This is a genomic window from Streptomyces sp. NPDC001781 (assembly GCF_053596035.1).
Window position 1 is genome coordinate 76,698 of record NZ_JBSFFI010000001.1, and the last position, 12,531, is coordinate 89,228.

Genomic DNA, 12,531 nt, shown 5'->3' on the forward strand with positions numbered 1-12,531 from the left:
ATCTGTCCCTCAGTCCCGCTCCTCCGAGGAATCGCATCCCGGTCTCTTCGCGCGGCGTGGGCGCCCTTGGGCAGATCCGTTCTTTTGAGTCGGCACGTGTCCCTGACGGGAGATGACCGACTGATCTCCGCTCACCTCGGCTGGTGTGGTCACGGCCGTCGTGTCTGTGGCGGATCACGCTGTTGAGTTCTCGACGCAGGCGGGCATACTCGAAGGTATTGCACCACCTGCTCAACTTGTTGGTACAAGCTGATGCAGTGATGTTGCACTGATGGACGGTGAGGCGTCAAGGGGTTAGGGGCTACATGTACCAACAAGTTGCGCGAGTGCGTCATGATGGGGCCATGAACAAGCAGCCGAAGTACCGGCAAGTGGCCGACGCTCTGCGCCGCGAGATCGTCAATGGCAACCATGCGCCTGGGTCGCGGCTGCCCTCTGAGAACGACCTACAGGAGCGCTTCGACGCGTCGCGGAACACCATCCGCAACGGGCTGAGTCTGCTGGTCAGTGAGGGGCTGATCTCGTCCAGCCAGGGACTCGGATACGAGGTCAAGTCGCACGAGGCGTTCGAGCTCAACGCGTCTCGCTTTGAGGACCTGACGTTCCCGCAGAACGGCGACGCTTACAACACAGACGTGACGAATGCGGGGCGCCGGCCGCACCAGACGTTCCGTGTCGAGGTGCTGCCTGCGTCGCAGGAGATCGCTGAGCGACTGAAGATCGAGCCGGGTACGAAGACGGTATTGCGGTTCTGTCATCGCTATGTGGACGACGTTCCATGGTCCACGCAGGCGACCTACTATCCCGCGTGGCTGGTGGACGAGTCGCCGCGACTGGCTGAGCCAGGCGACATCGCTGAGGGCACGACGCGGTATCTCGCTTCTCGGGGTATCGAGCAGGTTGGGTACTTCGACGAGATCGCGGCTCGAATGCCCACGCCTGAGGAGGCTCGCCTACTGGAGATTGGGGCCGGTGTGCCGGTGATGCTCTGGACCCGCACGGGCTACTCGCAGGACCGGCCCATCCGCTGCACCGTCACGACGTTCCGGGGCGACCTGAATCGGATCAACTACGAGATTGGCGAGCTGTCCGCCCGAGGTGAGAACGAGTGATCATCACTCCCGCAGAACCGCGTGACGTGGCCAAGCTGCTCGCCTTCCGTGAGGAGGCGGCAGCTTGGCTGCGAGATCTCGGCTCCGACCAGTGGAGCCGTCCGTACCCGGCTGACAAGCTGTTGGCCACGATCGAAGCGGGCACCGTGTTCATGCTCCACGATGGGCATACGACTGCCGGAACGATCACGCTCACCCCGGACGCTGAAGACGGTCTGTGGACTGACGACGAACTGATCGAACCGTCCATGTTCGTCAATAAGCTCACCATTGCCCGCGAGTATGCCGGGCAGAACCTTGGTGGCCGGCTGCTCGACTGGGCGGGTGACCGCGCACACTGTGCTGGCGCTCGGTGGCTCCGGCTGGACGCGTGGACAACAAACGAGGGGCTCCAGCGGTATTACCTTGCGCAGGGCTTCGAGCACGTCCGTACGGTTCGCGAGGGCGCTGCGGTGAACGGTGGACCAAGGGTCTCTGGGTGGCTTGCACAGCGAGCGGCACGGCTGGCGGATCACGGGTTCACTGACCGCACGCCCAAGCCGGCCAGGCTCCCGTTGGCTGCTTGAACGGGACTGGTGAAGCTGCCGGTTGGCACCGTGACCATGCCGAAGCCCATCGCGCCGAACCAGATGGTTCCGGGTGGGACGACCGGCCTCCGCCACTACCCCGAACTCGACCAGATGTGGGATCTCAGATTTCGTCACGAGATATCACGACCGTTGGCCACGGTGTGGCCCCTGTCTTGTCAGCACCGCGAGCTATCGTCCCGCCATGACCATGGCACTCGAAGCAGGCGACTGGGCCGGATGGATCGGTGTCCTCGTTGCGGTCCTCACTGTGGCACTCGGCTTGTGGCAGCAGAGGCGGCAGGCCCGGAGACAGATAGAAGCTGACGACATAGCCCGACGGCATGCAGATGCAGCCGAGAGGAGGGCACTCGCCACAGAGGAGGCTCTCCAGCGGCTCATCGAGCGGCTGCCCGCGGCCGTTCAAGCGCACGCAGAGGCACAGATCGCCGCGCAACCCGTACGCCATGCAGCGGCAGTGTCCTGGGAGTTGGACCGGCCGAAGAAGAACGTATTCGTCCTCCGCAACACCGGGTCGGAGGTTGCTACGGGTGTGCAGGTTGACGTCGGTGATCACCCTAAGGGCCTGACACGTCAGGTTCCTGAGGACGCCGTGGTTCGCAAGGGCGAATCGACCGAGTTCATGGTGCTCGGAGCTTGGGGCGCGCCTGTGCCGCGCGAGTTCCGCGTGTCATGGGAAGGCGCTGGAGAAGCTGCGGTTCTGCCCGTCCCCAACTGGGACTAGCCTCCATCGTGTCGGAGCAGCGACGATGCGGCGAGAAGACATGCCCCCAGCCTGGTTCAGCGGCACATTCACCGCCCGCCGGGTTACTCCGGGCGGGGCTGCTGCTCCGGTGCCGGGATGGCGTGCCGCCGCCACCTCCGGGCCTTCCACCACATGGGGCGGTACACCTGCCACCTCTGCGGCAGGTACCAGAGGTCGTCCCGGCACACGTCGGTGAACCTGCGCTGTGCCGCAGCCACGCGGTTGACGGCGGATTCCATCGGCTCCTTGGGGGCGTTGATGCCCAGCTCGTACAGGGCGTTCATCTGCTCAAGAACCTCGTCGGCGGCGACGAGGGGCGCAGGGTTGGACACGAGGCGAAGCTCTAGGTACGCCTGGAGAAGCTCGGCCTGGTGGGCGTGCAGGCCGCGCAGGGCATCGCGGGCGGCCATAGTGCCGCCGGGCTTGACCGTCAGCGGTATGCGGTGCTGTTTTCCCAGGTAGACCGTGTAGAGCTGCATCTCGTAATACACGCCGGCGTTGTACGTGTAGGCGCTGGTCACCGCCGCCTGGAAGCGGGCGTACACGAGCCGTCGCTCGTCCCGGCTCCCGAGCTGGAGGCCGGTCTTCGAGGTGAGCTGCTTGGTGACGGCGCTGCCCGCAGCCTTGGCGAGGGCAGAAGTCCCAGCAGTGATCGGATCTACCACGGCGCCAGTCTGCCCCGGTAACACGCAGGATTACTAGCACAGTTAGGTCATCGAGACACTGGTCGAGCGTGGCGTGCCCCTACACACGGTGGCGAGCGACTGGCAACGCCTGCACAGAGAGAGGGGGCGTGGTCGGTGCCGTGTGTGATCCTTCCCCTCAACGTTGAAGGGGGCGTATCAGGCACCAGCCTGCTACGCCCCACATGCGACCCGGTGAGACCAGACAGGAGCACAACATGTCCATGAACCAGGAGACGAGCCGCACCACCCAGACCGAAGCGAGGGCGACCCTGTACGAGGCCATCGTCGAGGCCGCGGCAGAGCTCAAGGACGCCACGGGGCCCGCGAGGGCCGAGGGTCTTAAGTGAGAACCTCGCCGAGGCGTAGGCGTGGCTGTCCTCTACCGCGCAGTCGCACTGACGGGGCTAGCCTGAGTCGCGGCGGTCCGGAAGGCCGGGTGACGACCGGTGCCGGTGGGAGACGGGAGCCCGCCCGGACCGCCGAGCGACAGTGGAAGCCGTTCGTGTCACACCTGCGATACGAAGCATGCACGACGCACGCACCCCCGCTTCGCCCGGCGCCACACTGACGAGGCCCAGAACCGTCCTTGGGGGGACCATGCACGCCAGATTTTCATTCATCCCCGTCGCCGTCCTCGCGGCCACGCTCACTGCCTGCGGCAGCAACGAGCGGAGCAGCGGCACATATGGCGCTGACTCCACCCCCGCAACGCAGGCCGAGAGCCCCGCTCCGGGTAAATACGACCAGACCTGGAAGACGCCGTACAGCGACACCACGTGTGGCGACTACGGCTCCGACATGAACGCGCACGAGCGGTGGGCTATGGCCGCTGACATGCTGCTAGGGGCACGAAAGGCAGACGGCGCCATCGGCCTGCCCGCGGACTCCGAGGTGACCCGCTTTCAACAAGACATGGCGACCGCGTGCCAGGGCTCATTACAGTTGGAAGTCACGGAGGTTGCTGCCACCATCTACCTCCTCGACCACACCTACGCGCCCTAAGCCTCTCTGGACGTGCGAGGAGCGGCCCCTCCCGCCGCACTCATTGAAGAGGCGCCCCGGCGTTGTCACCGGTCCCACACCGGCCCTAGCTCGTCGAACGGATCGAAGCCGAGATCACCGATCACCTTCGCCCGTCGTGCCGCGCTGGGCTTCCACTCCAGGTGCTTCGGATACACCAGGCGCAGGGCCACCGCAGGCGGGTGGGCCATGTACTCGGCCATTGGGCAGCTGCCGAGGTGCGGGCAGTGCTCCAGTGATCGGTTGCACAGTGCACACAGCAGCCCGCGGACCATACCCGTCTCGTGATCGTGGTCGACCATCGCTCCTGGGTATCGCCCGCACAGGTGGCAGTCGAGGCCCAGTGCTTCCACCAGGGCCGAGCGCATGCGCCGGACGGCCACTGTTCTCGCTGGCGGTGGCGGCCAGTGATGAAGAGCCGAATCCCTGCCGTACTGTCGGCATCGCTGGTCGCGGGGAACTTCCGCAAGGTCCATCTCTCCGCCCGACAGCACGGGCTCGTGCGTCCCATGATGCGGAGCGCACAGCAGCACGCGCGCGCCCGTGAGGTGATACAGCCCATCGTCGCCGAGGACGGCGCGTGGGCGGGTTCCGTCACCTCTGGGTATCCAGCAGGGATGGGCGTCCCGCACCATCTGCTCGACGGCGTACGCACCCAAGTGTCCGAACTCCCAGAGGAGCTTTGCGCGACGGTACGGCGGCAGATCGTCCAGAGTCGGCATACGCGCATCGTCTCGCAGACCGCTGACATTCCACATCGTACGCTGTCGGTGAGCCCTCGACTGGGGCAGGCGTGCCTAGCGGCCGTCACCGCCCGCGTCATGGGTGGGCCGGGCGAACCGGTGCGCCCGGAAGGGGTAGAACCCCGGCCCACCCACAAGTTCACCCGGCTATGCACCAGCCCCATCAACGAGCATGGCTGGCGCCGGACCCAGGCCCGAGATGCCGACCTCGTTCGGCGCCCCGCCCGTCGCCATGAACTCACCCTCGCTGCCGTCCGGCATGCGCAGAACTCCAGGCGCAGCGTCGAACAGATCAACGCCCGCGTCAGTCCGCACAGACCCGGACCAGGTCTTGTGCCGGTCGTAGGAGAAGTCCTCCACTGTCAATGGATCGAGGATGTAGCGGAGACGCGCCTGCACCGGCACCTCCAGCCCGTTCATGAGGACCGTGGCCGGCCCCGTGTAGATGTTCAGCATTGCCATACTCTGCGCCACCCAGACGCGGTTCAACTGACTTTGCTGTAGGAATAGCGTCCCTTAATGAAGGTCGCTAGGTATCTTCCATGGCTGCTTGCCGCCATCAGTTTTCTGTAAGCGCCATGTGGCACGGCGTGATATCGATACACGCCACTATTGAACTCCACTTCTAGAGTCATGCTGGCTGCATCGTATCCAATGGAGACTATATTGGAGGAGCGTACAATCTTTCGTTCCATATTTACCCTTGCCTAGCCAAATTCCTGATGTAGCTGAGCATTTGCTCAATAACCGCAGGCGGCCGTCCGTCTGCGGTTTCGGACGCTTGTGAGTAAGTGGCTGAATTCTTCTCGCTGTAGCCGAGCCCGGAATCGACAAGCTCCGTCACTCTGTGGCCCCACTCCGGCCACTCACTGCTGAGTACTTCTTCTAGCCTGTCGGCGTACACAGCGTACGAGGCGGTAGCGTGAGTTGAAGGCCAACCCGTAACCCCGTGCCTACCCAAGTAGCGGAACAGGCGCAGGTTTTCTCCCTCCATAGCCTGTTCTGCCTTACGGGCGGCGTCAGCGTTTCTATTCTTGAGCTCGCTCCGGTATCCGATTCCGCTGTCCGCATCGAATACGACGTAACAGGGGATACCGAGAAGGTCGAGAATTGCATGACTCAACGGAAGCGATGATTTACCGCCGGCCTCGGCAACGTGAATTCCTTCAACGGCAAGAGGAGCGATATCGCGTGCGGCACACCCTTCAAGCACTGCTCTGTCCGTCGGTCCCTCAACGAGCACTACGGCGGACGCGAACAATGCTTCGGAGAGACTGTTCAAGATAGCGGAATTGATCTGCTTTTTGACGCGCTCCTCAGGGACAATTCCATCTAGGGCTTCTACTACGTCCTCCACGCCAACGTGGGCTACGGAAACACCTTGTTTACGGTCATGGGCATGGAGGCGATTAATCCGCCTAACTTCGTGGAAGTTTCTCGAGTCCACAAAGATCGGATTGTGCGTAGCGTAAGCCACCTGCGTGTTCTGGGTCGGTTCCTCTGCAATTTTGCGCAGGACTTGCGCGAACGCTCTCGCCTGTACTGGGTGTTGGTAGAGTTCCGGTTCTTCGATGGCGAGGCACAAAGATGCTTCTCTCGGGCTGCCACTGCCGCTGCCCCTGTCAGATAGAAGCTTCAGGGCGGCGATAATCATCGCCCGCTGGAAACCGTGCCCTTGGCGCTCAATCCCTGTCTCGACACTTCCATCCTGGATGCTTACCCTAAAGGAAGCCTTAACGGGCTTGTAGGGTACGTCGATCGGCGAAACCACAACATTACGCCCCGTTGAGAACAGCTCGACGGCGTCGGTGAGTTCCTTGGAAATTAGTGAGAGCTGAGGACCGAAGTTTCGAGTGGCGATTACGGCTCGTTCCTGATTGACCCTATCGTCCAGCTCGGCGAGTTCTGCATCCGCGATCTTCCGATCTATAGTTCGTTCGATGATCTTCCCAAAAATGGTTGACCGAGTGTCCGCAGATTCTTCCAGAGCCCGCAAGTCCGCGCTGACTAGGATGAACTCGTAAAGGCTCGCCAACTTTCCTTTGCCTGCGAAACCAAAGAAGTTGTTTGCCGAGACTTCTGATTCCACTAGTCGATCGGGGTTACTGCGCTCCCAGGCAATCATGGCGTCTTCGACTAGTTTTTCACTTCCCGCGGCTGGCAGCCCCAGTTCCGGATACTTTTCACGCAGGACTTTGTACTGCTGGCGCTTTGCCGTGGCGCCTTGTTGGCTACGCACTATTTCGAACGGAGGGAAGGTCTTGCCCTTGCCTGTTATCTTATCCTCGCCGTTTTCCCATGTGCGCCAAATTGTTATATTGTCGACGCCTTCGGGTGCGTAGTGTCCAAGCTCTTCGCGGTCCCGGTCTGTAAAGGAGTCGAATTCCACCTCGACCCGGATCTTTTGTGATGTGGCGTTGTCGCAAAGGTCGTCGGTGCTGAGCGACGTTTCCTTTTCTCCATTGAAGAACCAGTCGAGGGCGCGCAGAATGGTGGACTTGCCAACACCATTAGGGCCGATGATGGAGGTCACGTCATCAAAACGAACTTCTGCGTCTGCCAGGCAGCGGAAGTTCTCAATCCGTGCGCGGGTCATTCTCATCCGCTCATGATGATCGCCTTCACATGGCCTACACAACTGGATTCGCGAAATTAGATATATTGAGAGTAATCAAGCTACATGTCCTGGTTACGTCCGTGTGGTGTATCGGTCGCGCCCGCTGACATCAACTGCTGCGTACACCCGGGGACGGCTGCGGTCGGGCGGCCAGCGCCGTGGCGCTCTGGCTCTGACTCTCTGGCGCGGCAGCATGTTCTGCACATGCCTACGGATCAGGAGGCTGCTCTTCTTCGTGACTGAGAGCCCAGGGCGACACCGCCGGGCCCTCGCTGGGCCCTCCGAGGCCGACAGCGGTCGACCAATAACGACCAACAGTGACAGCCCAACCGCAGGTCAGTTGAGATGAGTGGCCCGCTGACCAGGGGTGAAAATCTTGCCCCCCAGACCCAGGGCAAGAAGAAGTAAGCGCGCACGAACAGGCCCCCTACCTGCGGTTTCTCCGTAAGTAGGGGGCTTGTTGGTGCTGCTGGGCCGTGACGCGACGTACGACCCGCCAGGCTTCTGCTTGGGAAAGCCGCCGAGGGAGGCGAGAATCCGCTTCCACGCCTATTCGTTGAGCGAGGTGCGCCAGACGTGGCCACCGCGCGGTCCGGCGAAGACCAGCCGCTTGGTCACCGGTGGACCGTCCGCCACCTTCCACGGCAAGGTGACCTCGACCGTCAGGAACCGCTTCCCGGTGGGGCGAACACGGCCTTGCTGCGGCTCAGCTTCAGTTGGCATCGATGTGCGCCGGCCACTGATCGGCGAGCCGCTTCTGCCGGTCGGGGAAGCTTTTCGCCTTCTCCCTACCGGCGGGCCGATGTAGCGAGCGCGGTAACGGAGACCGGACCCGTGGCGGTCGGTCTTGACCTTGCACGCTTTCCCGTCCGGGCCGGTCTCGGTCCTGTACCAACGGTCCTGGATGTGCCCGGCCATCAGGCGGCAGCCCCTTCCCTCAAGGTCTGAGCGCAGACGCCAGCGGACCCTCACCAGAGGCCGCCCGGATCCTGGGCACCGTACCGACCCTCCGCCTCGCAGGAGGCGGGGATTGTCTGATGCCCCATTGTGATTCGCGGGGGTACAACCCCGTGCGGATGCCGGCTGTCTGTATGGCGTCGGAAGGGGTGAGCCTTCGGTGCCCTTCTGTAAGGAGATTGGGGATCAGGTGGGGAAGCAGGTCTGGAGAGTCGTCGTAGCCGGTGGTGCGGTGGCGGTGTTCACGGCCGTGGCCGCGGCGCCGGCCGGGGCGGCCGAGGGTGGGGTCTCGTTCACCCGTGTCCAGGTGAACGGGGGCAAGCCGATTGTGATCGGGGTGTCGAAGGAGGTCGCGGCGCCCGCCTCCTTCCGGATGGCGACCACTGAGGCGTGGGAGTACCCGGCGGTGTTCCTGTACCGCGGTGGTGCGGACGGTGGTGATCAGCTTTGGCACGCCATCGAGACGAGCGACTGCATCAAGGTGAGCAAGGGCGTCTGCGACTTCAAGGAGACGATGTCCTTCGACCCGAGCGTATGGGACATGCGCAACAGTGAGGCCGGGGTCTGGAAGGTCGGGGCCCAGGTGTTCTTCAAGGGCGACGGTGGTGACACCGATGACGAGGGTCTGACGGTCTACGTCAAGCGCAACTCCCATCTGACCGTCAACGCCTCGCCGGAACCGGTGGCCAAGGGCAAGACCATCAGCGTGACCGGAAAGGTCACGCGGGCCAACTGGGAAACCAGGAAGTACGCCTCCTACGGAGGCCGTCCTGTGAGCCTGCAGTTCAAGCCCTCCGGTGCCGCCTCCTACACCACGGTGAAGAAGGTGTACGCGAACAGCTCGGGTGATCTCAGGACGACCGTGAAGGCATCCAAGACGGGTACGTGGCGCTGGGTGTACTACGGAAACACCACCACCGGGCCGTCGACTTCGTCCGGGGACAACGTCGTGGTGAAGTGATGTCCGTGGTGCTACGGGCCGGTGGGGGCCGAGTCGACGGAAGCTACCGTGACGGTAAAGGCGTTGGCCGACCGCGAGCCAAGTGGTCGTGCCAGGCCCGTGCCACGAGGGGAACCACGGGGAACACCGGGGAATTCAAAGATCACCTCGGCTTCCCGAGCTGAGGACTCGGCCGGCCGCCGTCGTCAGGCCCTGGCCGTCGGTATCTGCTCTGGTCCACGGCACGGGCAGCATGCTGAGACCGGTGGGGGTGCAGCGAGGCACACGCGCGCGTGATCGGCCGGCGCACCCGCCGTCGTGGTGGACTGTCGTCGGCTGAGGTTCAGGCAGGGCGCCTCGAAGGTGCCGCCAGTCGGCCGAGTGAGACGAAGCTGGGCTGTCTCTGGGCCGTCTCTGGGCCGTCCGAGGCCGCTCGGCAGTGGCCAATGACGACCAACGACGACCACCGGGCGCACGGGTCCACCGTTTCTGATCAGCCAAACCACAGTCCGGGAGCTCACGGGGCGCCTGCTCGATGACGTCAGCCGCCGGCTGCTTGCAGTCGGCGTCCGGCGACGGCCGCCCGGTCCTGATTGCAGCGGGGAGTCCAGTCAGGCTCGTATGAGGTGGCTGCTTCCCAAGGCCCATGTCCTCCGGCCGGCAGCCACAGGAAGGCGCTCAGATTGCGCGCCACGACGCCGGTCTCACCTTCGGAGCCCAGGAAGACCACGGGCTGGTCGGTAAGCGCGTGCTGCGGGCGGACGAGCCAGAACCCCGCAAAGCCGCCGGAGCCGTCACCCCGTGGCGAGGTCGGAGGGGCTCGCGGAGGTGAGGTGTGGTGTGCGGGCGCATCCGTGCGCCGTTGATGCGCCCGGGGGAGCGGGCATGGAATGGGCGGGGGCGCCTGGCCCCCGTGTCGAGGAGGATCCATGCCCGAATCCCCGAGCACCACGACCGACCCCACCAAGGACCGCGACGGCGAACAGCCCGTCCAGACCAGGAGCCTGCCGCTGCTGGCCGCCTGCGGCTGCGGCTCGGGCTGCGGCTGCGGCTGCCAGCAGGGTGCCCCCTGCCAGTGCGGCTGAGGGAGGCGGTGTCGGGGGGCTCCGGAACTCCGGGGCCCCTCGACGCGCTCTGACGCGCTCGGATCAGTGAACGAGTAGCCATGTGGGGACGTGTGGGCCCAGCATGGAGAGAGGAACATCGCGAGGAGGTGTGACCATGCCCAGGTTCATGGACGTCCACCATGACATGGAAGGCATCACGGCCGACCAGCTGGCGCAGGCCCACCAGGCCGACCTGGCCATCGAGCACGAGGAGAACGTGCACTTCGAGGCCGCCTGGGCGGACCCGGAATCCGGCACGGTCTACTGCCTGTCCGAGGCCCCCTCGGCCGAGGCGGTCCAGCGCATCCACGAACGTGCCGGACACAAGCCGGACGAGGTGCACCCGGTACCGCTGCAGGTCTGAGCGACGCCGGGACCGGCATCACGCGACGGCCGGGCGCCCGGCGCGTCCCGACACCACGACCACCGCCGCCACCAGCACCGACATCACGCACCCCGTGGCCAGTACCGGGCTCGGAGTGAAGGTGACCGCGAGGACGGCGAGGGCGCCCAGCGCCCAGGTCACGTCCAGCACGCCGAACCTGTCCGCTCCCCGGTGCAGCAGCCGTAGCACCGTGACGTACAGCGCGACCGGCACCGTGTACGCGGCCCCGATCACCACCCCGTCGAGGTGCCCGTGCCCCGTGCGGTGCGCGATCTCGGCGGCGAGCCCGGCGGCGACGGCCGCTGCGGAGGCGTAGACGAAGTAGTGGCCGTAGCCCCAGCGGAGCGCCGTGCCGAGGGAGGTGAGCGTTCCGGCCGCGCTCCCGGTGAAGTACAGCCACCACATGGCGAAGACGGTGAGGACGCCGCCGACCACGAGCGGGGCGATGTCGCCGGGGGAGATCTCGGTGTCGAGGGCGGCGCGGACGGTGCCGGTCGCGGCGGTGATGGACTCGCCGAGGACGATCAGGGTGAACAGGCCGTACCGCTCGGCGATGTGATGCGGGTGCCAGGTGGTCTGCCCGGCGCGCTCCGCCCAGGCGGGGACGGCGAGTTCGGCGGCGACCAGCACGAGGAAGGACGGCAGCCCGGCGCCGTCCGGCAGCCACAGCCGCGCGACCCAGCCGATCTGGACGACGAGGATGCCGACCGCGTACCGCAGACAGGTACGCCGCCGCTCCGGGTCGCTGCGGGCGGCGCGCAGCCACTGGCTCACCATGGCCAGCCGCATCACGACGTATCCGTAGGTGATGACCCTGAAGTCGTACTCCTCCAGCGCCTTCGACGCCCCCGCCGCCAGTACCAGCGCGCCGGAGAGCTGGAGCAGCGTGAGCAGGCGGTACGGCACGTCGTCCGTGTCGTACGCCGAGGCGAACCACGTGAAGTTCATCCACGCCCACCAGATGGCGAAGAACACGAGCACGTAGCCGAGGACGCCGTGGCCCAGTCTGCCCGCCGCGAGCTCGTGCTCGAAGGCGGCGGCGGTCTGGGCCACCGCGGTGACGAAACAGAGGTCGAAGAACAGCTCCAGGACGGTGGCGGTGCGGTGCCGTTCGGTGCCGGCACGGGGAAGCATGGGGCGGTGCCACGGGGTGGGGTGGGTCATGACGGGCCATGGTGCCGTACGGGCCGGGCTCCGGGCCGGGCGGACGCGTGACGGGCGAGCGGCACCGGCTCAGCAGTTCGGCCCGTACCGCACACACCCCGGTGAGGAGTCGTGCCCCCGCTCCCACTCCGTCCGCACCCCCGCCAGCACGCCCCCCACCAGCAGCGCGACCAGGAGATGGACGATCAGCGTCCACCGGGCGCGGAAGAGCGCCGCGAGGGCGGCCAGGGTGAGGGCGATCGCCAGGTACACCCACAGGCGCCCCGCGAACGCCGCTTCCGCCGCGTCGACGCGAGCCCGGTCGCCCTGGGCCGCCCAAACCTCCAGCCCGAGGCCGTAGATCCGGTCCAGGGCCGGCCAGCCGGTCTCCAGCAGGAGCAGGGGGACCGCCAGGGCGAGGTCCACACCCGGGCGGGTCCGGCGCGACCAGGGGTACCGGCGTCTCGGGGCCGGGAGCGTTTCCGTCATG

The 12,531-nt window shown here is 65.3% G+C and carries 16 protein-coding genes and 1 pseudogene; 8 read left to right on the forward strand and 9 right to left on the reverse strand.

The features are described 5' to 3' along the window. The first annotated feature begins 344 nt into the window (after positions 1-344). The 3 genes from ACWCV3_RS00420 to ACWCV3_RS00430 all read left to right on the forward strand — a co-directional run bounded on the left by ACWCV3_RS00420 (position 345) and on the right by ACWCV3_RS00430 (position 2,423). Positions 345-1,112, forward strand: coding sequence for a GntR family transcriptional regulator (locus ACWCV3_RS00420; protein ID WP_451216084.1), 768 nt, complete (start codon positions 345-347; stop codon positions 1,110-1,112). Further along, positions 1,109-1,678, forward strand: a complete 570-nt coding sequence (locus ACWCV3_RS00425; protein ID WP_451216087.1) for a GNAT family N-acetyltransferase — start codon at positions 1,109-1,111, stop codon at positions 1,676-1,678. The genes ACWCV3_RS00420 and ACWCV3_RS00425 overlap by 4 nt, the downstream gene beginning before the upstream one ends. A 205-nt stretch (positions 1,679-1,883) precedes the next feature. Continuing rightward, positions 1,884-2,423 carry a hypothetical protein gene (locus tag ACWCV3_RS00430; RefSeq protein ID WP_451216090.1) on the forward strand — a complete coding sequence of 180 codons (540 nt, stop codon included), beginning with the start codon at positions 1,884-1,886 and terminating at the stop codon, positions 2,421-2,423. Between the two features lie 83 nt (positions 2,424-2,506). On the opposite strand, the gene ACWCV3_RS00435 is transcribed toward ACWCV3_RS00430, so the two are convergent. Beyond that, positions 2,507-3,109: a hypothetical protein gene (locus tag ACWCV3_RS00435; protein WP_451216093.1), complete on the reverse strand. Its 603-nt coding sequence runs from the start codon at positions 3,107-3,109 to the stop codon at positions 2,507-2,509. 236 nt (positions 3,110-3,345) lie between these two features. Here ACWCV3_RS00435 and ACWCV3_RS00440 point away from each other — a divergent pair, with 236 nt between their 5' ends. Beyond that, the gene (locus tag ACWCV3_RS00440) at positions 3,346-3,477 is read left to right on the forward strand and encodes a hypothetical protein (RefSeq protein ID WP_451216096.1); all 132 of its coding nucleotides are present in this window, start codon (positions 3,346-3,348) and stop codon (positions 3,475-3,477) included. Positions 3,478-3,655: 178 nt separating this feature from the next. Continuing rightward, a complete protein-coding gene (locus ACWCV3_RS00445) occupies positions 3,656-4,132 on the forward strand; it encodes a hypothetical protein (protein ID WP_451216099.1) in 477 nt (158 codons plus the stop codon). Between the two features lie 65 nt (positions 4,133-4,197). On the opposite strand, the gene ACWCV3_RS00450 is transcribed toward ACWCV3_RS00445, so the two are convergent. From ACWCV3_RS00450 to ACWCV3_RS00475, 6 genes and pseudogenes are all read right to left on the reverse strand, one after another. Beyond that, positions 4,198-4,872 carry an endonuclease domain-containing protein gene (locus ACWCV3_RS00450; protein WP_451216102.1) on the reverse strand — a complete coding sequence of 225 codons (675 nt, stop codon included), beginning with the start codon at positions 4,870-4,872 and terminating at the stop codon, positions 4,198-4,200. 168 nt (positions 4,873-5,040) lie between these two features. Further along, a complete protein-coding gene (locus tag ACWCV3_RS00455) occupies positions 5,041-5,349 on the reverse strand; it encodes a hypothetical protein (RefSeq protein WP_451216105.1) in 309 nt (102 codons plus the stop codon). Positions 5,350-5,378: 29 nt separating this feature from the next. Further along, positions 5,379-5,588 carry a KTSC domain-containing protein gene (locus ACWCV3_RS00460; RefSeq protein WP_451216108.1) on the reverse strand — a complete coding sequence of 70 codons (210 nt, stop codon included), beginning with the start codon at positions 5,586-5,588 and terminating at the stop codon, positions 5,379-5,381. A 2-nt stretch (positions 5,589-5,590) separates the two neighbouring features. Then, a complete protein-coding gene (locus ACWCV3_RS00465) occupies positions 5,591-7,495 on the reverse strand; it encodes an ATP-dependent nuclease (RefSeq protein ID WP_451216111.1) in 1,905 nt (634 codons plus the stop codon). Between the two features lie 564 nt (positions 7,496-8,059). Beyond that, the gene (locus ACWCV3_RS00470) at positions 8,060-8,233 is read right to left on the reverse strand and encodes a hypothetical protein (protein ID WP_451216114.1); all 174 of its coding nucleotides are present in this window, start codon (positions 8,231-8,233) and stop codon (positions 8,060-8,062) included. After that, positions 8,226-8,428 (reverse strand): annotated as a pseudogene (locus ACWCV3_RS00475) (site-specific integrase); the annotation flags it as partial. The gene ACWCV3_RS00470 and the pseudogene ACWCV3_RS00475, both read right to left, overlap by 8 nt. Before the next feature lie 229 nt (positions 8,429-8,657). On the opposite strand from ACWCV3_RS00475, the gene ACWCV3_RS00480 reads away from it, so the two are divergent. The 3 genes from ACWCV3_RS00480 to ACWCV3_RS00490 all read left to right on the forward strand — a co-directional run bounded on the left by ACWCV3_RS00480 (position 8,658) and on the right by ACWCV3_RS00490 (position 10,877). Next, a complete protein-coding gene (locus ACWCV3_RS00480; RefSeq protein WP_451216117.1) occupies positions 8,658-9,428 on the forward strand; it encodes a hypothetical protein in 771 nt (256 codons plus the stop codon). A gap of 908 nt (positions 9,429-10,336) precedes the next feature. Continuing rightward, positions 10,337-10,492, forward strand: a complete 156-nt coding sequence (locus ACWCV3_RS00485; RefSeq protein ID WP_451216120.1) for a hypothetical protein — start codon at positions 10,337-10,339, stop codon at positions 10,490-10,492. 136 nt (positions 10,493-10,628) lie between these two features. Beyond that, positions 10,629-10,877, forward strand: a complete 249-nt coding sequence (locus ACWCV3_RS00490) for an SCO4226 family nickel-binding protein (protein WP_451216122.1) — start codon at positions 10,629-10,631, stop codon at positions 10,875-10,877. An 18-nt stretch (positions 10,878-10,895) separates the two neighbouring features. Here ACWCV3_RS00490 and ACWCV3_RS00495 read toward each other — a convergent pair whose 3' ends face one another. Together ACWCV3_RS00495 and ACWCV3_RS00500 are read right to left on the reverse strand one after the other, a co-directional pair. Further along, on the reverse strand, positions 10,896-12,062 hold the full coding sequence (locus ACWCV3_RS00495; protein ID WP_451216125.1) for a low temperature requirement protein A: 1,167 nt from the start codon (positions 12,060-12,062) through the stop codon (positions 10,896-10,898). A gap of 69 nt (positions 12,063-12,131) precedes the next feature. Beyond that, positions 12,132-12,530, reverse strand: a complete 399-nt coding sequence (locus ACWCV3_RS00500) for a DUF6234 family protein (RefSeq protein WP_451216128.1) — start codon at positions 12,528-12,530, stop codon at positions 12,132-12,134. Between the last annotated feature and the right edge of the window lies 1 nt (position 12,531).